Here is a 19,551-nt window from a genome sequence, read left to right as displayed (position 1 = left end):
GGCAGGGGCTCGGCTGGCGCGGCTGGCCGGGTCAGGCCATGCGGCGCCTGAGGGCGGCGAGTGCGCCCGGGCGGCGGCCTGGGACCCGCTCCCGCAGGGCGACGAGGGCGGGGCCGAGGGTGCCCGCCCTCGCACGGTCGCCGATCTGTTCCCACTGGTGGTGGGCCCGGTCGACGGCCGCCTCGACGTCGGGGTCGTCCGCCCGCTGCCGCAGGGCGAGCCTGGACTCGGCTGCGGCCAGCCACAGTTCGCAGCTGCGGGCCGGTTCGCCGGCGAGGCGGGCGAGGTCGGCCCGTACCTCCGTCCAGTGCACGGCCTCGGCGGACCGGGGGCCGTGGTGGCGCAGGGCCTCGCTCTCCCAGGCGGCCGCCAGGCCGGCGGCCTCGCCGTGCCGGCCGGCCATGGCGGCGGCGAGGATCGCGGGATGCGGGTCCTGGGCGACGACCGGCACCGGGGCGGCGGGTGCCGGCACGACGACCGGCGCGGGGGCCAGGTGGAACGCCTCCGGCGCGGTCGCTCGGGCCGCCGCCCGTACGGAGGCTTCGGCGTGCATCGCGGGGACCGGCAGACGGGCGCCGGCGCGCCAGAGTTCCGCCCAGGCCCTGAGGTATTCGGGGGTCGTGGGCTCGCCCCTGCGCGGGGCGGGGGTCACCCGTCCGTACAGGTGCGCTCCGGGCCCCAGGTTCAGCAACTCCGGTGCGGCGGTGAGGCGCTGCCAGACGTCGGGGTCCGCCGCGAGGTCGGCGACGACGGTCGTGGTGCCTGCGGGCCGGCCGCCGAGTTCGCCCGTGAGCCAGTGCCAGGGCAGGGCCGTGTAGCGCAGGGTCGCCGTGGTGGTGCGGGCCAGGGCGAGATGGGGCAGGTACTGCCGCTTGTCGAGGTGGAGTTGGCCCGCGAGGAAGACGACGAGGGGGCCGGGGCTCGCCGCCGCCGCGCGCAGACGCGTGAGGACGGTCTGGGGGTCCAGCGGATCGGCGAGCTCGACGACGGACGCGGTGGCGGTGCCGGTGAGGACGGCGGGCGGCACGGCGGCGAGGACCGGCAGCACGGACGCGGCGTCCATGGCGCGGCCGCGGCCGGCGGGCGCGGCCGCGAGCAGCACCGCGGTGCCCACCGCCGCCGCGCCTGGCGCGCCCGGCGTGCCCGGCGCGCCCTCGCGCGCGTCCGCGCCCCTGCCCGCGCCCCCGTCCGCATGTATGTCCGCACCCGGATACGCGCGGGGCTGCGCGTCGGCCCGCGTGCTCGCACGCGCGCTCGTTTCCCGCACCGGCGTACCTGCCGAGTACGTGCCCACCGTGCCGTTTCCGTCGTCGATCACCACCCCCGCACCGTAACGCGTCGCGGCCTGTCCGATAATCGTCGGGCCGTTGGCATATGTCAGATGCACCACCGGATCGAGTGTTGCCAAATCCCTTACGAGGTGTCGCGGGCTGTGCAACAGTCGTGTGCGGGCCTCCCTTTCCCACCTGGCCGCGCCGCGCCTGTATCGGAGTACGACATGCCGTCCCATCTGTTCGCGGACCGTCCCGCCCAGCCGCCGGAGCCGGGCGCTGTGGACGCGCTGATCTCGCAGACTCGTCGCCTGCGCGGCGAGGTGGACGCCGTCCGCCGGGACGCCGTGACGAACGACGACGACCCCCAGCAGCGGTGGCAGCGTGCTCTGTGCGACCTCGCCGTCCACCAACTCGACGACTTGGGCGCCCACTTGGGTCAGCTCCGCGTCGGCGTCCCGGAGGGGATCGCACCGGGGACCGAATGCGGGACCGACGCCGAGCACGATTCCGCCCCGGACTCCGTCCCGGACGCCGTCCTCGCCTCGGAGGCCGACCCCGGCACCGCCTACGGCGAGGCCGCCCCGGCGCGCACCGGTTCGCTGCTCTCCCGCGTCGGCAGCGCCGAGTGGAACCTCCTTACCGACGAGGTGAGTTGGTCCGAGGAGCTGTTCCAGATCTTCGGCCGCCCGCGCGAGAGCGGCCCGATGTCGCTGGACGAGTTGCCCTCCATGGTCTTCGCCGAGGACCAGTCCGTCCTCCAGGGGCTGGTGACGGACTGCCTCATCGACGGCAAGCCGATCGACGGCGAGTTCCGGATCGTCCGGACGGACGGCCGCGTGCGGACCGTGCACATGACGGGTGAGCCCGTCCTCGACGCCGACGGCTGCACCGCCTCCATGTGGGCCGTTCTACGAGACGTCAGCGAGCTGCGGCGCAGCCAGCGGGCGGTCCGCGAGAGCCGGGACAGCCTGGAGCGCAGCCGCCAGATCGAGCGCACCGAGCGACGCGTCGCGGTCGAGCTCCAGGAAGCCGTGCTCCCGCCGTGGCGCGGCTCGCTCCGCTTCGCCCACGACGGTCCCGCCCCGCTCGACGTGGCGGCCCACTACCTGCCGGCCGCCAGCACCGGTCTCATCGGCGGCGACTGGTACGACGCGCTGGCCCTGCCCGACGGCGACGCACTGCTGACCGTCGGCGATCTCACCGGTCACGGGGTCGCCGCGACCTCCTCCATGGCCATGCTCCTCGGCGCGCTGCGCGGCATGGCCGTCGCCGGGATCCGCCCAGGCGCCCTGATGGGACACCTCAACCAGCTCCTGGAGACCTCCGTACAGCCCGCGCTCGGCAGTGCGATGTGCTGCCGCTACGACCCGGTCGCCCAGACCCTCACCTGGGCGCAGGCCGGCCACCCCGCCCCGCTGCTCTTCCGCGACGGGACGGGGCACGCCCTCCGGCGGCCCGAGGGTGTGCTGCTCGGGGCGACGTCCGGCGGCCGGTACGGCGAGACCGAGACCCGGCTGTTCCCCGGCGACCTGCTGGTGCTGCACACGGACGGACTGACCCGCGGCAGCGGCGTACACGACGACACGGGCACACGGCGGCTGCTCGCCCTCGGCCCCCGGCTCACCGCGGCACGGGACGCGCTGGAATGCGTGCGTGCCGTGGTCGAGGAGTTCGGCGAGGCACCGCGCGAGGACGACGCCTGCGTGATGGTGGTGCGGGTCGGCAGCTGACGGAGACACGGATCGCCGAGGAAGTCCCGGAACCCTGGAAGGGTTTCGGGGCGTCGGCGCGTCCGGTCTCGATCGGCCCTGCCGCAGCCTGACCCCACGAGACTGGCTCAGAGGCCCCTCGCATGGCCCGCTGCCCCGCGAGGGGCTCAGGCCTCACCGGTTCTCGGTCGGTTGACCGGCGACTTGGGGAGGGCCAGCTCGATCTCCTCGCGCAGGACCCCGATCTGCGAGTGGCCCGCGTACTGCCCGGTGAGCCGGTACATCTCCCGCAGCCGGTGCCACGTCCGGTGGGAAGAGGTCTCCCCCATGGAGACGAGGGCGAGCCGGGCGTACCGGTCGGCCTGCTCCGGGTCGTCGGCGATGAAGCAGGCCGAGGCCATCGAGATGAAGTCGAAGAGCTTGGAGCGGTTGTGCCCGTGGCTGCGCAGCTCCAGGGCGAGCCTGGCGTGCCGCTGAGCGGGGACCGCCGCGGAGGCGTCGTGATCGGCGAGGGTCCGGTAGGCGAGGGCCTGCATGCCGTGCATGTCGGCCTCGTCGAAGTTCTGCATCCAGCTGGGCGGTTCCACGTCCGCCCGGTCGGAGACGAACAGCTCCTCGGCCTCGCCCAGCGTCCGCTTCATGGCCTGGCCGCGCCCCATCGATGCCTGTGCCCAGGCCTCGATGGTGTGCAGCATGGCCTGCGTCCGGGGCAGCATCTCCTCGCCCCCGCCGGCCTTGGCCAGCTTCATCAGGTCGAGGGCGTCGTCGGGCCGGCCCAGGTGCACCATCTGGCGGGCGGCCCTGGACAGGGCCTCGCCGGCCCGGGGACGGTCGCCGCCCTCTCGGGCCGCGTGGGCGGCGATGACGAAGTACTTCTGCGCGGTGGGTTCGAGGCCCACGTCATGGGACATCCAGCCCGCCAGGACGGCGAGGTTGGCCGCGACGCCCCAGAGGCGTCGCTGGAGGTGGTCGGCGTGGCGGTAGGCGAGCATGCCGCCCACCTCGTTGAGCTGGCCCACGACGGCCTTGCGCTGGAGACCGCCCCCGCGGGAGGCGTCCCACGCGCGGAACACATTCACCGAGTACTCCAGCGCCTCGATCTCCTCCGACCCGACGGGGGCGGCCTCGTAGCGGTCGAACCCGGCGGGGTCGGCGTGGAGGGGATCGGTGGCGCGCTGGGCGGTGGCCTTGCGTGCGGGGTCGGTCTGCAGCCAGTCGTACATGCTGCTGCTGAGTGCGGAGCCGGCGGCAAGCGCGGCACCCGCGCCCACCAGGCCGCGTCGGTTGAGCATGAGGTCCATTCCCGTGAATTCGGTGAGGACCGCAGCCGTACGATCGGGTGGCCAGGGCAGGTTGTCAGGGTTGTCGTCGTGCCTGACGGCCTGCCGCTTTCCGGCGCGCCCGTGTCGTTCGAACCCGAGGTCCTCGATGGTCACGACACGGCCGAGTCGCTCGGTGAACAGTGCTGCCAGCACCCGGGGGACGGGATCGCGCGGGGTCTCGCCCCGGTCGATCCACCGCCGCACCCGCGAGGTGTCGGTCGCCAGCTGGGGGTGGCCCATGGCCGCCGCCTGCCGGTTGACGAGTCTCGCGAGTTCGCCCTTGGACCAGCCGGCCAGGCCGAACAGGTCTGCCAGGCGGGTGTTGGTATGTCCGGTCACGTCTAAGCCCCCAGGTTCTCGGCTGAGTTGACAGTAACCCCCTGTCATAGGGCTGGCGACTATTCGCCAGGGTTCGCCAGGGTGCGCCCGATGTTCCGCCACCCGCGCCCGGGTGTCAGGTAGGAACGCGCCACCCCGCCCCGCCGACCGGCCCTCATTCCCCAGGGTGCGGACCGGGGGCGGGCGGGGCGACGCACGCAACTCGTCGGACCACGAAGGGATCTGTCACCTCCATGTACACAGCATCGTCCTCCGTGTCCGCCCCGCCCCGGCCGCAGCACCGCATCGTCCCGGCCGGTGCCGGGCCGTACCTCGCCCCCGCGCCCCAGGCCGTACGGCCCCGGCGCTGGACGGGCGGCACCGGCACGCAGCCGGTGAGCGGGAGAATCGACCTGTCCGGCCCGCAGGGGGCGCAGCTGAAGATGGCGATCGCCTCGGTCCACCGCATCTGCCCGGAGTTCAACCCGGTCCAGGTGCTGCGACGCAGCGGCCGCTCCGTCCTGATCGTCGGGACGACCGGACGGACCACGGCGGTCGCGAAGTGTTTACTGGACCACTCCCCCGCGTGGGTCGAGCGGTTCCGGCACGAAATAGCGTCCTACCGGTCCTTCGTCCGTCACCGCCCGCCGGTGCGGGCGCCCCGGCTCATCGCCGCGGACCCGGAGAACTGCACGCTGGTGATCGAGCGGATGCCCGGACGGGCGGCGGCGCTCTCGCGCCACCCCGTCGAGGCCCCGCCCCGCGCCGACGTGCGGGCCGCGCTCGGAGCGATCGCCCGGCTCAACGCCTGGCGGCCGCCGGCCGGGACCTTCGACGCCCCGCTGGACTACGGGACGCGGATCGCGCGCTACCACGAGCTCGGTCTCTTCACCGACCGGGACCGGGACGACCTGCAGAAGCTGCTGCACGGTCTGGCGCACGCGGGCGGACGACAGGGCATGGGCCAGTTCTGCCACGGTGACGCCCTGCTCTCCAACATCCTGCTCTCCCCCGCCGGTCCCGTCCTCGTCGACTGGGAGCACGCGGGCTGGTACCTGCCCGGCTACGACCTGGCGACGCTGTGGGCGGTGCTCGGTGACGCACCGCTGGCCCGGCGCCAGATCAGTCAGCTCGCCCAGCAGGCGGGCCCGGCCTCCCGGGACGCCTTCCTGGTGAACCTGATGATCGTGCTGACGCGGGAGATCCGTACCTACGAGACGGCGGTGCAGCGCACCATCAAGGAGGCTCCGCCGGCCGGGACCGTCCCGGTGCCCTCCGGCGCACTCTCCGCGGGCGAGGAACAGCGGCTGCTGCTGAGGCGGCTGCACGACGACTGCGCCATGGCACGCCGGGCCGTGCGCGCGGCGGTCGGGACGCGCTGAAGGCGCGGCCCAGGCGGGACTTTGACGACAGGGCCCTAGGGTGGCGCGCCGTGCGCCCGGTGCCGACACACCGGGACACGGCGCGCTGTCTTGTCCGCCGCGCGGGCCGCGCGGGCGGCGTCCCCATTGGTCCACTCCACTGACGCGTCCCAGGCCCGGGACCCGTCTCCGCGAAACTCCGCCGAACGGCCTCCATTCCCGCCCTGACGTGGGAACTTCCGTGTGCGCAGGCGTGATTGACGGATCGTCCGGGAGCCGATACCCCTGTACGGGTTCGGTCCCGCACGCCCCCGTGTCACCCCCGCCCCTGGAGGCTGCCTTGCTCCGTTCCGCGTCCGACAGACGTGTGTCGCCCCCGCCGCGGTCTCGCCGCGTGCCGAGGGTGGCGGGCGCCGTCGCGTCCGCCGCCCTGCTGTTCCCCCTGCTGTCCGCGGCTCCGTCCGCCGTCGCCGACGTGCCCGACGCGGGCACGCTCCAAGGGCAGTTCGCGCGGGCGGCCGCGCGCCACGGCGTGCCCGAGAGCGTCCTGCTCGGCGTCTCGTATCTGCAGTCCCGCTGGGACGCCCACGGCGGTGCGCCGAGCGTGACCGGCGGCTACGGGCCGATGCACCTGACGGACGCGGTGACGGCGCTCGCCGGGTCCACCGTCCCGCACCACTCCGACGGCGAGGAGGACGCCCGCGGCGACTCCTCGCGTGCGGCCCGGACGGCGTCGGAGGCTCCCGTCCCCGCGCCCGAGGCGCTGCCCGGCCGGCTGCGGACGCTGGAGCGGGCGTCCGCGCTCTCCGGAATCCCGGCCGAGGAGCTGCGCGGCTCCACGGCCGCGAACATCGAGGGCGGGGCGGCGCTGCTCGCCGCGGCGCAGCGGGAGGCCGGGCTGCCGGCGAGCGCCGAGCCCGCCGACTGGTACGGGGCGGTGGCGCGCTACTCGGGCGCCGACGACTCGGCGACGGCGGCGACCTACGCGAACGACGTGTTCGACGTGATCAGGACCGGGGAGTCCCGCACGACGGACAGCGGCCAGCGGGTGACGCTGCCGGCCGTCCCGACGGTGGCGCCCGCCACGGAGCAGGTCGACGCGCTCGGGCTGCGCCGGCCCGCCGCCGGTCCGGTGGAGTGCCCGCGCTCGGTCGCCTGCGAGTGGATCCCCGCACCGTACGAGGAGTTCGGCGACGGCGACTACGGGAACCACGACAAGGCGGACCGGCCCTCGTCCCAGACGATCGACTACATCGTCATCCATGACACCGAGGCGGTCTGGGACGTCACGCTGAAGCTGGTGCAGGACCCGACGTACGTGTCGTGGCAGTACTCGCTGCGCTCCTCCGACGGGCACATCGCGCAGCACCTGCCGCTCAAGGACGTCGGCTGGCACGCGGGCAACTGGTTCGTGAACGCCAAGTCGGTGGGTCTGGAGCACGAGGGCTTCCTCACCTCGCCGGACTCCTGGTACACGGAGGCGATGTACCGGACGTCGGCGCGGCTCGTGCGCTATCTCGCCCAGCGCTACGACATCCCGCTGGACCGGCAGCACATCCTGGGGCACGACACCGTGCCGGGGACGGTGACCTCGACGATCCGGGGCATGCACACGGACCCCGGACCGTACTGGGACTGGGCGCACTACTTCCGGCTGCTGGGCCGGCCGATCACGCCGAGCGCCGGTCCGAACGCCGGAGTGGTGACGATCCGGCCCGACTACAGCGCCCATCAGCCGGTCTACACGGGCTGCGTGAAGGCGGGCGAGGTGTGTGCGCCGCACGGGAGCGGGGCGGTGCGCCTGCACACCGCGCCGAGCGCCGACGCGCCCCTGGTGAAGGACATCGGGCTGCGGCCGGGTGGGCAGGACTCGACCACCGGGGTCAACGACACCGGGGCGCGCGCCTCGACGGGGCAGAGCTTCGCGGTGGCGGAGCGCCGGGGCGAGTGGACGGCGATCTGGTACCTGGGGCAGCAGGCGTGGTTCCACAACCCGCGCAGGGAGCCGACGGCGGTGAACGCGCGGGGGCTCGTCCTGACCCCCCGGGAGGGGCTCGCGGAGGTGCCGGTCTACGGGCGGGCGTATCCGGAGGCCTCGGCGTACCCGGCGGGGGTTCCGGTGCAGGCGGTGTCGCCGCTCCCGTACAAGCTGCTCGCGGGTCAGCGGTACGTGGTGGGTGACCGCACACCGGGCGAGTACTACTTCGCGCCGGTGTTCGACAGCAGCGGGCACACGGTGGTCCGGGGTCAGGAGGAGTATTACGAGATCCAGTTCGGCCATCGCGTGGCCTTTGTGAAGGCCTCTGACGTGCGGGTTTCGCAGAGCTGACAGAGGTGTGGCCGAAAGGCGTGGGGTGGTGCCGGGGAAACGCTTCGGCACCACCCCGTCGGCGTTCATACGACTATTCGGGAGATCGCGTGTGCCATCCGGGCGACGGGTAAGGCTGGGCCGGTCACAGCACTTGCTCACCGGAAGGCCCTTCAGGAAATGCCTCAGCCCTTCGTTATGCCGGATTTCTATGTTCCGTATCCGGCGCGGCTCAATCCCCATGTGGAGACGGCCCGCACGCACACCCGTGACTGGGCGCGGGAGATGGGGATGCTGGAGGGCTCGGGCGTCTGGGAGGAGCACGACCTCCAGTCCCACGACTACGCGCTGCTCTGCTCGTACACCCATCCCGACTGCGACGCGGAGGCCCTCGACCTCGTCACGGACTGGTACACGTGGGTCTTCTTCTTCGACGACCACTTCCTGGAGGTCTTCAAGCGCACCCAGGACCGGGCGGGCAGCAAGGCCTATCTGGACCGGCTGCCGCTGTTCATGCCGGCGGACCCCGCGACGGGGATGCCCGAGCCGACCAATCCCGTCGAGGCGGGCCTCGCGGACCTCTGGCGGCGCACGATCCCGTCGATGTCGGACGCCTGGCGGGTGCGGTTCGCCGAGGCGACCGAGCACCTGCTCTACGAGTCGCTCTGGGAGCTCGACAACATCAACGAGGGGCGGATCGCCAACCCCGTCGAGTACATCGAGATGCGCCGCAAGGTGGGTGGCGCGCCCTGGTCGGCCGGTCTCGTCGAGTACGCGGCGGGCGCCGAGGTCCCCGATCGGGTGGCGCACTCGCGGCCGCTGCGCGTCCTCAGGGACGCCTTCTCGGACGCCGTGCACCTGCGCAACGACCTCTTCTCGTACCAGCGCGAGGTGGAGGACGAGGGCGAGAACAGCAACGGCGTGCTGGTCCTGGAGAAGTTCCTCGGCTGCACGACGCAGGAGGCGGCGAACGCCGTCAACGACCTGCTGACCTCCCGGCTCCAGCAGTTCGAGAACACGGCCCTGACCGAAGTGCCGGTGCTCGCCGCGGAGAAGGGCCTGAGCCCGGTGGAGTGCGCGGCCGTGGCGGCGTACGCGAAGGGGCTCCAGGACTGGCAGTCCGGCGGGCACGAGTGGCACATGCGCTCCAGCCGGTACATGAACGAGGGCATGGTGGGCGGCCCCTCCGGTTTCGACGGGGTGCTCGGCACCTCCGCCCTCGACATCCGCACGCTCTTCGGGCGTCCGGCCGCGTCCCGGCTGCGCGCGCTCACCCACACGCCACACCAGCACGTGGGGCCCTCGCTGCTCCCGGAGTTCGACCTGCCGTACCCGCTCACCCTCAGCCCTCACCATCAGGAGGCACTGCGCCTCTCGGTGGACTGGGCCGAGCGCATGGGCTTCCTGAACGACATCTGGGACCGGCCGATGCTGGAGGGCTTCGACTTCGCGCTCTGCTCGGCGGGGCTCGACCCGGACGCCACCCTGGAGGAGCTGGAGCTCAGCGCGGAGTGGCTGACCTGGGGGACGTACGGCGACGACTACTACCCGCTCGTCTTCGGGCGGCCGCGTGACCTCGGCGGCGCGAAGCGGTTCACGGACGGGCTCAAGTCCTTCATGCCGCTGGAGGACCCGGCGTCCGGAGCGGCGCTCGCCTCACACCCCCTGGAGGTCTCCCTCGCCGACCTCTGGGCGCGCACGGCCGGCCCGATGGGGCCCGAGGCGCGGGCGCAGCTCAGGGTGGCGCTGGAGGCGATGCTGGACAGCTGGCTCTGGGAGCTGCACAACCAGGCCCAGCACCGTGTGCCCGATCCCGTCGACTACATCGAGATGCGCCGGACCACCTTCGGCTCCGAGCTGACGATGCTGCTGTGCCGGCTGCGGCACACGGAGGCCCTGCCGGCGGAGATCTACCGTACGGGTACGGTCCGCGCGCTGGAGAACTCCGTCGCCGACTACGCGACGCTCATCAACGACCTGTTCTCGTACCAGAAGGAGATCGAGGTCGAGGGCGAGGTGCACAACGGCGTGCTCGTCCTGCAGAAGTTCTTCGACTGCGACTACCCGACGGGGGTGGCGATGGTCGACGACCTGATGCGGGGGCGGCTGCGTCAGTACGAGCACCTGAAGAAGAACGAAGTCCCGCTGCTGTACGAGGACTTCGCACTCGACCGGGAGGGCAGGGCGGCCTTCGAGGCGTATCTACGGGAGCTGGAGGACTGGCTCGCGGGCATCCTCAACTGGCACCAGAGCGTGCGGCGTTACGGCGCGGAGGACGTCCATTTGGGCAGCGGCACCCCGCTGGTGGGGCGTGGCCCGACGGGCCTCGGCACCTCGGCCGCGCGGGTCGCCGCGCTGATCGGCTCCGCTCCGCGCTGACACGGACGAGGGCCGTCTCCGGGATGCTCCGGGGACGGCCCTCGTGGGGAACGGGTGTACGTCAGGCGCGGCGGCCGCGCAGGTCGTCGATCTCGCGGCGCTCGCGCTTGGTGGGGCGGCCCGCGCCCCGGTCGCGCACCGCGGCGACGGCCACGTGCTCGCGGGGCGGCGGGGGCGGGCTGTTGTCCACGTACGCCTCGACGGCGACGGGCGGCCCGACCCGCTTGATGTGCAACTCCTTGACCACGACGATCCGTTCACGGCCGCCGTGGAAGAGTCGGACCTCGTCGCCGGGCTTCACGGACTGCGCCGGCTTGGCCCGGTCCCCGTTGACCTTCACGTGCCCGGCCCGGCAGGCCGCGGCGGCCTGGGCCCGGGTCTTGGTGAGGCGGACCGCCCAGATCCAGGCGTCGACGCGCGCGCTCATCGGCCCCCGCTCCCCGTCAGCCCTGCTGGAACAGCTCGGCGGGCAGGGGCTTGAGCAGCGCGTAGAGGTCGTCGGTGATCGGCCGGTCCCAACTGGCGATCGTCACGAGGACGTTGTCGCTGCGGTCGAACTGGACGCAGGAGATGCGGCTTTCGGAGAGCTTGAGGCGGCGGACGATGAGGAGATTGTCGCCCTGCATCACGGGGACGTCCTCGGTGTCGAGCACCTCGACCGGCTCGTCGTTCTCCAGGGCCGCGAGGAGCTGGGCGACCTCGAAGGGGATCTGCCCGTCGGCGAGCTCGCGCGCCGGGGAGCCCTCGGGGAGATTACCGATGATCATCGCGGGGCCGCGGCCGCCGAACAGGTCGTACCGGAGGAACACGCCCTGGCAGGAGCCGTCGGGGGCGGGCAGCAGACCGGCGCCGAGATTGCCGGGCCAGTCGCCCGGATCCATGGCCAGGACATCGAAGTCCGGGCCCGCGGGAGTGGCGGCGCTGCGGCGGCGGAGGAAGGACATACGGCCATGGTACGTGCCCCGGCGCGCGATGCCGCGCGCCGGGCGCCCCGCTCCGGTCAGGCCTGCTCACCGGGGCGGCCCGTGTTCCGCAGGGCCTGGTCGAGGCCGGTCCGGTCGGTGCCCAGTTTCCGGTAGACGGCCGAAAGCAGCCTGCTGACGGTGGCGGCGTCGACGCCGAGGTGGAGGGCCGCGTCCCGGTCGCGGACGGTGAGCTCGGCGGCCTGGCGCTCACGGGCGGTGAGCGTGTCCGTGCCGGCCGGGTGGAGGGCGCGGGGGCGCAGTCCTGCCGCCGCGAGCTCGGCCCGGGCCTCGTCGACCAGGCCGTCGGCGCCGCAGTCCTGGGCGGCCTCCAGGCCCCGGTAGAGGTGCTCGGCGGCCTCGCCCGCGCGTTCCGTGCGGCGCAGGGCGGTGCCGAGGGCGACGAGGGAGCGGGCCAGCTCGTACGCGGCGGGCGACTGGTCGAGCCAGTCGACGGACTCCTCCAGGAGCTTCACCCGGTCGGCGGGCGCGGAGACCTCGGCGAGCACCCGGAGCGCCGAGCCGATCGCGGAGGGTGCCCCGTACTGCCGGGCGCGGGCGACGGCCTCCTGGGCGGTTCTCCGGGCCCGTGCGGGGGTCGTGACCGCCTCGGCGACGGCGAGGTGGAGCATCCAGGGGCACCAGGCGGGGTTGCGCATGCCGCGCGGGTCGAGGCGGCGGCCGACGGCGGCCAGCTCGGCGGCGGCCTCGTCGGTGCGGCCGCGGGCGAGGAGCAGCTCGGCGTGGACGGTCTGGGAGTCGGGGAAGGTGACGGCGGCCGGGAAGGGCTCGCCGAAGTCGTGGTCGCGGGCGATGCGGTCGGCCTCCTCGACCCGGCCCCGGGCGAGCAGGACCTCGATGGTGACGCCGACCGCGTACCACTGGGCGGGGGTGCGGGGTCCGACGCGCTCGGCGAGGCGCAGTCCGGCGCGGACGAAGTCCTCGGCCTCGACGAGGCGGCCGCGGCGGTAGCGGATGTAGCCGAGCAGGGTGTACGCGAACGAGAGGTGTGCCCCGCGCCAGCCCTGGCGCTCGAACTCGGCGGTGCCGTCGGCGAACAGCTCCTCGGCGCGGCCGGGGCGGTCGGCGTAGAGGAAGGTGAGGGCGGTGAGGACCGGGACCTCGAAGCCGCGGCTCTCGTCGGCCCAGCTGAGGCCGCCTTCGAGGGCGCGCTCGGCGTGCCCCACGGCGATGGAGGAGGGTTCGGCGCGCAGGGTGGCGTCCCAGGCGCGCAGGCCGATGACGTACCGCTCGGTGAGGTCGCGGCCGGTGAGCCGGTCGGCGAGGGCGGTGAGGCGGCGGGAGCGGGCCGGCGACTCGGGTTCGTCGGCGCGGAAGGCGTCCCACATGAACTTCTCGGCCTGCATGCGGAGGCGGCTGCGGGCGTCGGTGGTCTGCCGGGCCTCGCGGCCGAGGAGTTCGGAGGCCTCCACGAGCCGGTCGCTGTGGGCGAGGACCTGGGAGAGGCGGTAGACGATGCCGTGCCGGAGGGCCGGGTCGGCGATCGGTTCCTCGAGGGCGGCGCGCAGGTGGTTGACGGTGGTGGCGGGTTCGGTGAGGAGGGAGGAGCAGCCGAGCTCGAAGAGGACGGCGGCCCGGTCGTCGGCGGTGGGGGGCTCGCGCAGGGCGCGGGCGAGGAAGCGGCGGGCGGCGTCGGGGGCGCCGGCGCGGAGGTTCTCGCGGGCGGCGGCGCGCAGGTGGCCGACGGCCCAGGAGTCGCCCTCGGGGTGGGTCTCCAGGAGGTGGCGGGCGGCGGCGGTGGAGCCGAGGCCGGCGTCGACGACGCACCAGGCGGCCTGGCCGTGGAGGGCGACGCGGGTGGCGGCGGGGATGGAGCGGTAGACGGTGCCCGCGATCAGGGGGTGGACGAATTCGAGGGGCTCGTCCGGGCCGTCGGACTCGGCGAGCACCCGGGCCTCGCGCAGGCGCGCGGCGGAGTCGGCGACGGCCTCCTCGCCGAGTCCCGCGACGGCCCCGGCGAGCTGCGGGGAGATCTCGGTGCCGAGGACGGCGCAGGCCCAGGCGAGGCGGACGGTGGCGGGGCCGAGGCGTTCGAGCCGGGTGACGAGGCCGCTGCCCTTGAGGGCGGCGGCGAGGTCGCGGAGTTCGTGGGCGCCGCCAGCGGTGGGTTCGAGACCGTGGTCGCGGACCTTGGCGGCGAGTTCGACGGCCTCGAAGGGGTTGCCGGAGGTGACGGTCCAGCACTCGCGGCAGAAGGTGTCGTCGGCGTGGGCACCGACGCGGTCGCGGACGAGCTGCGCTATGGCCTCGGTGGTGAGCGGGGCGAGGCCGAGGGGCCGCTGTCCGGAGCGGTGGCCGGTGAACTCCGCGCCCTCGTCGGAGAGTTCGTCGGGTCGGTAGGCGACGACGAGGAGCATGGGGAGCTCCTCGGCGCGCGGGGCGAAGGCGGCGAGCCAGCCGAGGGACTCGGGGTCGGCCCAGTGGGCGTCGTCGAGGACGACGACGAGCGGGGCGCGCCGGACGGCGAGGTGGGTGAGGACCCAGTCGAGTCCGTCGCGCAGGCCCTGCGGGTCGGGCGGGGAGCCGGCGCCGGTGGCACGCAGCCCGAGGGCGGGGCCGACGATGTCGTACCAGGAGCCGAGCCGCTCGCGGAGTTCGGTGTCGGAGGCGTGGGCCAGTTGGGGCTGGAGGAGCTGCCGGGCGACGTGGAAGGCGACCCGCTGCTCCTGGTCCCCGCCCCGGGCGGAGAGCACGGTGCAGCCGCGGGCGGCGGCGAGGCGGCGGACCTCGGCGAGGAGGGTGGTCTTGCCGAGCCCGGCGGGGGCGGCGTAGGCGAGGATGCCGCCGCGGCGGGTGGCATGCGGCAGGTCGGTGGAGGCTCCGTCGAGCGCGTCCGCCGGGGCGGGGAGGTGTCGCGGACCGGTGGCGGGTTCCACGCCCGGGCCGGGGGCGGGCCGACCGGGGGTCGGTCCTCCGTCGGGGACCGCGACGAGACGGGGGCCGCGGGGCTCGCGGGGTGCGGGCACGCGGTCGGGCCGGGCAGGGAGCTCCTCGGCGAGACCCGTCAGGAGGTCGAGTGCCTCCTCGGCCGCCGTGAGCGCCGCCTCGCGTTCGAAGAGGCCGAATCCCTTACGGGCAGGCCTGCCGTTCCCATGTACCACGTTCCACCCCCACACCGGGGGCGCACGCCCGGCGCACGGTGCGGGGTGCCGGGCGGGAGGCCCCGCGAAAGCCCCAGCGTACGCCGGATGGCGTCCGCTGTGACCGTCAATCGCGCCAACTTCCCGTGCCCTCCGCGAGTCCGTTCAGGACGGCCAACGCCTCCTCCGCCCTGGCGTGTTCGACGAACAGGTGGTCGTGGTGGAATCCGGCCACGACGTTGCAGCTCATGCCCGCGTCGGCGAGTGCGCCCGCGACGGCGGCGGTCAGTCCGACGGCGTCGAGCGCCGAGTGGATCCGCAGGGTGATCCACCCCGCGACGTAGTCGTAGGCGAGGGCTGCGGCGTCCGCCTCCTCCTGCCGTACGACGAGGGTGAGGCCCTCCCGTTCGGCGACGGTGACGACGGGGGCGACCCCGGCCGGGGCGGCGGGGCCGGCCACCGTGGTGAAGACGTACCGCCCGGGGGCGAGTTCCGGCCGCATTCCGGCGAGGAGCCGGGTCAGATCACGTTCCGCGTTCATGGGAGCCAGCGTAAACGGGGACCTGTCCGGATCCACGGGCTCAGGAGGCGGGCGGGGTGTCCCCGACGAGCCACATGGCGAAGAACTGAGCTCCGCCGCCGTAGGCGTGGCCGAGCGCCCGTCGTGCGCCCTCCACCTGGTGCTCGCCCGCCTCGCCGCGTACCTGGAGTGCGGCCTCGGCGAATCGGATCATCCCTGAGGCGCCGATGGGGTTGGTGGAGAGCACTCCGCCCGAGGGGTTCACGGGCAGGTCTCCGTCGAGTTCGGTCACTCCGGCCTCGGTGAGCTTCCAGCCCTCGCCCTCCTCGGCGAAGCCGAGGTTCTCCAGCCACATCGGCTCGTACCAGGAGAACGGCACGTACATCTCGACGGCGTCGATCTCCCGCCGGGGGTCCGTGATGCCGGCCTGCCGGTAGACGTCGGCGGCGCAGTCCCGGCCGGCCTGCGGCGAGACGAAGTCCTTGCCGGCGAAGAGGGTGGGCTCGCTGCGCATCGCGCCGCCGTGGACCCAGGCCGGTGGCCGCGGCGCACGGGCCGCGCCCCCGCTGTCGGTGAGGACCATGGCGCAGGCGCCGTCCGAGGACGGGCAGGTCTCCGAGTAGCGGATCGGGTCCCAGAGCATCGGGGAGGCCTGGACCTTCTCCAGGGTGAGGTCGTGCTCGTGGAGGTGGGCGTACGGGTTCTTGAGGGCGTTGCGCCGGTCCTTGTACGCGACGAGGGAGCCGATCGCGTCGGGGGCGCCGGTGCGGCGCATGTAGGCCCGGACGTGCGGGGCGAAGAAGCCTCCGGCGCCGGCGAGCAGCGGCTGCTGGAAGGGGACGGGCAGGGACAGGCCCCACATGGCGTTGGACTCGGACTGCTTCTCGAAGGCGAGGGTGAGGACGGTCCGGTGGACGCGCGCCGCGACGAGGTTGGCGGCGACGAGCGCGGTGGAGCCGCCGACCGATCCGGCCGTATGGACCCGGAGCATGGGTTTGCCGACGGCGCCGAGCGCGTCGGCGAGGTACAGCTCCGGCATCATCACGCCCTCGAAGAAGTCGGGGGCCTTGCCGATGACGACGGCGTCGATGTCCGCCCAGGTCAGCTGCGCGTCCTCCAGGGCCCGGACGGCGGCCTCGCGGACGAGTCCGGCGATCGAGACGTCCCGGCGGGCGGCGACGTGCTTGGTCTGGCCGATCCCTACGATCGCCACGGGCTCTTTAGGCATCGGAGTCCCCTTCCAGGACGGCGACCAGGTTCTGCTGGAGGCAGGGCCCGGAGGTGGCGTGGGCGAGGGCGCGGTCGGAGGCGCCCCGGTGGATGCGGGCGGCGGCCTCGCCGAAGCGGACGAGCCCGGCGGCCATGACGGGGTTGGCGGCGAGGGCGCCGCCGGAGGGGTTGATGCGGATGGTGTCGTCGAGGCCGAGTGCCTTGGCGAGGACGACCTCCTGGGAGGTGAAGGGCGCGTGGAGTTCGGCGGTGTCGACGGGCCTCTCGAAGGCTCCGGCGCGCTCGGCGGCGAGGCGGGTGGAGGGCGAGTCGGTGAGGTCGCGGACGCCGAGGGAATGGGCCTCGATGCGGTGGTCCATGCCCCGGATCCAGGCGGGGCGCGCGCAGAGTTCTCGGGCGCGGTCGCCGGCGGCGAGGATCACGGCGGCGACCCCGTCGCCGATGGGCGGGCAGTCGCCGGTGCGGAGGGGCTGGACGACGTACTCGCCCTGGGGGCGGGCGCCGGGCAGCTGGGCGTGCGGGTTCGCCGCGGCGTCGGCGCGGCTGCGGTCGGCGATGGCCGCGAGGGCGGTTTCGTCGGTGTGGCCCGCGTCGACGAGGGCCTGGGCCTGGAGTGCGGCGAGGGCGACGGAGTCGGGCCAGAGCGGGGCGAGGTAGTAGGGGTCGAGCTGACGGGTGAGGACGTCGCGTACGGAGCCGGGCGAGGACTTCCCGTAGGCGTAGACGAGGGCGGTGTCGGCCTCCCCGGTGAGGAGCTTCACCCAGGCCTCGTACAGGGCCCAGGCGCCGTCCATCTCGACGTGGGACTCGGAGATCGGCGGCCAGGCGCCGACGCCGTCGAGGGCCATGGTGAAGGAGAAGGCCCGGCCGGCGAGGTAGTCGGAGGAGCCGGAGCAGGTGAAGCCGATGTCGGAGGCCTTGAGTCCCGTCTGCCGGAGCACGTCGTGCAGGACGGGCATGACCATCTCGACCTCGGAGAGGTCGTCGGTGCGGCGGCGGTGGTCGCTCTGCGCGAAGGCGACGATCGCCACCTCTCGTTCCGGCCGGTGCGGCATCACAGCAGCTCCTTGTAGGCGTCGTAGTCGGCGTCGGGCTCGCCGGTGGGCCGGTAGTGGTCGGGGTAGCGGCCGTCCTCGCTCCAGACGGGTTCGACGCGCAGGCCCATGCGGACCTCGTCGTAGGGGATGCCGGCGATGCGGCCGTGGAGGGCGAGCCCGGCGCCGTCGAGGGCGATGTGGGCGTAGACGTACGGGACCTCGATGGCGGCGCCCTTGGCCTTGATGTTGACGATGCAGTAGGTGGTGACGGTGCCGCGGGGGCCGACCTCGACCTGGTCGGTGGTGGCGACCCCGCAGGTGGGGCAGGCGCCCCGCGGCGGGACGTACACCTTGGTGCAGGAGGGGCAGCGTTCGCCGACGGTGCGGCGCTCGGAGAGCGCGTGGAGGTAGCGGGTCTGGGCGCGGCCGGGGCTGTAGGTGTAGTCGAGGCGGGCGGGGGCGACGATGCCGGTGACGGCGTCGTCGCCGCCGAACCGGCCGTCGTGGAGCTGTGGTTCCGCTGCCGGGGCGTCGCTCTCGTACGGCTCGAAGCAGGCGATGTCGGTGATGGCGCCGGAGCGTTCGGCGGCCCAGCGGATCCGGACCCGCAGTCCGGTGCGGACGGCTTCGGGGCCGGGGGCGTCGAGGGCGTGCAGGAGGGCGGTGTCGGCGCCGTCGAGGCGGACGAGGACCCAGGCGAAGGGGGTCGCGAGCGGTTGGCCGGCGCGGGGCTCGGGGTTCCAGGCCCAGGTGGTGACGGTGCCGGTGACGCCGACCTCGACGAGCTCGCGGAGCTCGGCGGCGGTGACGGGGTCGTACTCGACGGGCGGGACGAGCACGTCGCCGGATTCGGTGCGCACGCCGAGCACGGTCCGGTCGCGCAGGCCGGTGAGGAAGGCGGACTGGACGGGGCCGAGGGAGCGGGTGAAGGGGAACTCGACGACGAGGGGTGCGCGGAGGGCCTCCGGCGGGGAGGTGGGGATGGGGGTCATGGGGCGGCTCCTTCGTTGGGGGTGGGGGCAAGCTCCCGGAATTTCAGCCCCGCTGGGGGTCCCCCCACGCCCCCAGGGCGTAGGGGGAGTTTGAGGCGCGGGGGTCCGTGGGCGGAGCCCCCGGTTACGGGAAGGGGCGGGGTGGGGTGGGGCGGGGTGGGGAAAGGTCACTCCCGCCGATACACCGGCGTCCGTTTCTCCGCGAACGCCCTCGCCCCCTCCTTCGCGTCCGCCGTGTCGAAGATCGGCCAGCCCCGCTTCAGTTCGGCGGCGAGACCCTCCGTCTCGGTCATCTCGGCCGTCTCGTAGACCGACGCCTTCACCGCTTCGACGGCCAGCGGGCCGCACGCGTTGATCCGTTCGGCGATGTCCAGGGCCGCTTCCAGGGCCGTGCCGTCGGGGACGACGCGCCCGACGAGGCCGATGCGGGCCGCCTCGTCCGCGGTGTACGGGCGGCCGGTGAGGAGCATTTCCAGGGCGTGGGTGCGGGCGATCTGGCGGGGCAGGCGGACGGTGGAGCCGCCGATGGGGAAGAGGCCGCGCTTGACCTCGAAGAGGCCGAAGGTGGCGGAGGCGCCGGCGACCCGGATGTCGGTGCCCTGGAGGATCTCGGTGCCGCCGGCGACGCAGTACCCCTCGACCGCCGCGATGACGGGTTTGCGGGGGCGGTGGTGGCGCAGCATCGCCTTCCAGTGCAGGTCGGGGTCGGCCTTCAGCCGGTCCCGGTACTGCTCGCCCTCCATGCCCTTGCCGGCCAGCGCCTTGAGGTCCATGCCGGCGCAGAACGCCCCGCCCGCGCCGGTGAGGACGATCGAGCGGATGCCGTCGTCGGCGTCGGCCTCCAGCCAGCCGTCGTGCAGGCCGACGAGCATCGGCAGCGAGAGGGCGTTCTTGGCCTCGGGCCGGTTCAAGGTGAGGACGAGCGTGGCGCCTTCGCGCCGCACGTCCAGATGTTCGGTGCCACCCATGGGGTCTCCCGTCTCCAGTTCTGGAACAGGTTGCAGGAGTGGGGGGTCCAGTTCAATAGTTTCCTGACAC

General features: G+C 73.8%; 14 protein-coding genes. 4 read left to right on the top strand and 10 right to left on the bottom strand.

From position 1 onward, the window contains the following. Positions 1–31: 31 nt before the first annotated feature. Positions 32–1,063 (bottom strand): hypothetical protein, encoded by a 1,032-nt coding sequence (locus ACIBG6_RS03605; protein WP_399221179.1) that lies wholly within the window; start codon positions 1,061–1,063, stop codon positions 32–34. Between the two features lie 435 nt (positions 1,064–1,498). On the opposite strand from ACIBG6_RS03605, the gene ACIBG6_RS03600 reads away from it, so the two are divergent. Beyond that, on the top strand, positions 1,499–3,004 hold the full coding sequence (locus ACIBG6_RS03600; RefSeq protein WP_399220827.1) for a PP2C family protein-serine/threonine phosphatase: 1,506 nt from the start codon (positions 1,499–1,501) through the stop codon (positions 3,002–3,004). 146 nt (positions 3,005–3,150) lie between these two features. On the opposite strand, the gene ACIBG6_RS03595 is transcribed toward ACIBG6_RS03600, so the two are convergent. After that, the gene (locus ACIBG6_RS03595; protein ID WP_399220826.1) at positions 3,151–4,644 is read right to left on the bottom strand and encodes a hypothetical protein; all 1,494 of its coding nucleotides are present in this window, start codon (positions 4,642–4,644) and stop codon (positions 3,151–3,153) included. 233 nt (positions 4,645–4,877) lie between these two features. Here ACIBG6_RS03595 and ACIBG6_RS03590 point away from each other — a divergent pair, with 233 nt between their 5' ends. The 3 genes from ACIBG6_RS03590 (at position 4,878) to ACIBG6_RS03580 (ending at position 10,671) form a co-directional block, all read left to right on the top strand. Beyond that, on the top strand, positions 4,878–6,005 hold the full coding sequence (locus ACIBG6_RS03590; RefSeq protein ID WP_384149985.1) for an aminoglycoside phosphotransferase family protein: 1,128 nt from the start codon (positions 4,878–4,880) through the stop codon (positions 6,003–6,005). A gap of 373 nt (positions 6,006–6,378) precedes the next feature. Continuing rightward, positions 6,379–8,313 carry an N-acetylmuramoyl-L-alanine amidase gene (locus ACIBG6_RS03585; RefSeq protein ID WP_399220825.1) on the top strand — a complete coding sequence of 645 codons (1,935 nt, stop codon included), beginning with the start codon at positions 6,379–6,381 and terminating at the stop codon, positions 8,311–8,313. Positions 8,314–8,472: 159 nt separating this feature from the next. Next, the gene (locus ACIBG6_RS03580; RefSeq protein ID WP_399220824.1) at positions 8,473–10,671 is read left to right on the top strand and encodes a germacradienol/geosmin synthase; all 2,199 of its coding nucleotides are present in this window, start codon (positions 8,473–8,475) and stop codon (positions 10,669–10,671) included. A 61-nt stretch (positions 10,672–10,732) separates the two neighbouring features. Here the strand turns inward: ACIBG6_RS03580 and ACIBG6_RS03575 are convergent, their stop codons facing one another. From ACIBG6_RS03575 to ACIBG6_RS03540, 8 genes are all read right to left on the bottom strand, one after another. Next, positions 10,733–11,098 (bottom strand): RNA-binding S4 domain-containing protein, encoded by a 366-nt coding sequence (locus ACIBG6_RS03575; RefSeq protein WP_399220823.1) that lies wholly within the window; start codon positions 11,096–11,098, stop codon positions 10,733–10,735. Positions 11,099–11,114: 16 nt separating this feature from the next. Further along, positions 11,115–11,615 (bottom strand): hypothetical protein, encoded by a 501-nt coding sequence (locus ACIBG6_RS03570; protein ID WP_024757478.1) that lies wholly within the window; start codon positions 11,613–11,615, stop codon positions 11,115–11,117. 56 nt (positions 11,616–11,671) lie between these two features. Further along, complete coding sequence (locus ACIBG6_RS03565) at positions 11,672–14,461, bottom strand: ATP-binding protein (RefSeq protein WP_399221178.1); 2,790 nt, start codon at positions 14,459–14,461, stop codon at positions 11,672–11,674. Positions 14,462–14,861: 400 nt separating this feature from the next. Continuing rightward, complete coding sequence (locus ACIBG6_RS03560) at positions 14,862–15,275, bottom strand: ACT domain-containing protein (protein ID WP_399220822.1); 414 nt, start codon at positions 15,273–15,275, stop codon at positions 14,862–14,864. A 40-nt stretch (positions 15,276–15,315) separates the two neighbouring features. Continuing rightward, positions 15,316–16,482, bottom strand: a complete 1,167-nt coding sequence (locus tag ACIBG6_RS03555) for a thiolase domain-containing protein (RefSeq protein WP_399220821.1) — start codon at positions 16,480–16,482, stop codon at positions 15,316–15,318. After that, a complete protein-coding gene (locus ACIBG6_RS03550; protein WP_399220820.1) occupies positions 16,475–17,539 on the bottom strand; it encodes a thiolase domain-containing protein in 1,065 nt (354 codons plus the stop codon). The genes ACIBG6_RS03555 and ACIBG6_RS03550 overlap by 8 nt, the downstream gene beginning before the upstream one ends. Further along, positions 17,539–18,513, bottom strand: a complete 975-nt coding sequence (locus tag ACIBG6_RS03545; protein WP_399220819.1) for a Zn-ribbon domain-containing OB-fold protein — start codon at positions 18,511–18,513, stop codon at positions 17,539–17,541. The genes ACIBG6_RS03550 and ACIBG6_RS03545 overlap by 1 nt, the downstream gene beginning before the upstream one ends. Positions 18,514–18,680: 167 nt before the next feature. Further along, positions 18,681–19,481, bottom strand: coding sequence for a crotonase/enoyl-CoA hydratase family protein (locus ACIBG6_RS03540; protein WP_399220818.1), 801 nt, complete (start codon positions 19,479–19,481; stop codon positions 18,681–18,683). Positions 19,482–19,551: the final 70 nt, after the last annotated feature.

The organism is Streptomyces sp. NPDC050842 (assembly GCF_044456565.1).
In the GTDB taxonomy this organism is placed as follows: Bacteria; Actinomycetota; Actinomycetes; order Streptomycetales; family Streptomycetaceae; genus Streptomyces.
Note: the sequence above shows the minus strand (reverse complement) of the source record. Positions and strands in the feature narration are given on the sequence as shown.

What these genes read in the sequence shown, in the direction of transcription:
- ACIBG6_RS03605 (WP_399221179.1), bottom strand. Translation starts at nt 1,063, where the DNA reads ATGGACGCCGCGTCCGTGCTGCCGGTCCTCGCCGCCGTGCCGCCCGCC.
- ACIBG6_RS03600 (WP_399220827.1), top strand. Translation starts at nt 1,499, where the DNA reads ATGCCGTCCCATCTGTTCGCGGACCGTCCCGCCCAGCCGCCGGAGCCG.
- ACIBG6_RS03590 (WP_384149985.1), top strand. Translation starts at nt 4,878, where the DNA reads ATGTACACAGCATCGTCCTCCGTGTCCGCCCCGCCCCGGCCGCAGCAC.
- ACIBG6_RS03580 (WP_399220824.1), top strand. Translation starts at nt 8,473, where the DNA reads ATGCCTCAGCCCTTCGTTATGCCGGATTTCTATGTTCCGTATCCGGCG.
- ACIBG6_RS03575 (WP_399220823.1), bottom strand. Translation starts at nt 11,098, where the DNA reads ATGAGCGCGCGCGTCGACGCCTGGATCTGGGCGGTCCGCCTCACCAAG.
- ACIBG6_RS03570 (WP_024757478.1), bottom strand. Translation starts at nt 11,615, where the DNA reads ATGTCCTTCCTCCGCCGCCGCAGCGCCGCCACTCCCGCGGGCCCGGAC.
- ACIBG6_RS03560 (WP_399220822.1), bottom strand. Translation starts at nt 15,275, where the DNA reads ATGAACGCGGAACGTGATCTGACCCGGCTCCTCGCCGGAATGCGGCCG.
- ACIBG6_RS03555 (WP_399220821.1), bottom strand. Translation starts at nt 16,482, where the DNA reads ATGCCTAAAGAGCCCGTGGCGATCGTAGGGATCGGCCAGACCAAGCAC.
- ACIBG6_RS03550 (WP_399220820.1), bottom strand. Translation starts at nt 17,539, where the DNA reads ATGCCGCACCGGCCGGAACGAGAGGTGGCGATCGTCGCCTTCGCGCAG.
- ACIBG6_RS03545 (WP_399220819.1), bottom strand. Translation starts at nt 18,513, where the DNA reads ATGACCCCCATCCCCACCTCCCCGCCGGAGGCCCTCCGCGCACCCCTC.
- ACIBG6_RS03540 (WP_399220818.1), bottom strand. Translation starts at nt 19,481, where the DNA reads ATGGGTGGCACCGAACATCTGGACGTGCGGCGCGAAGGCGCCACGCTC.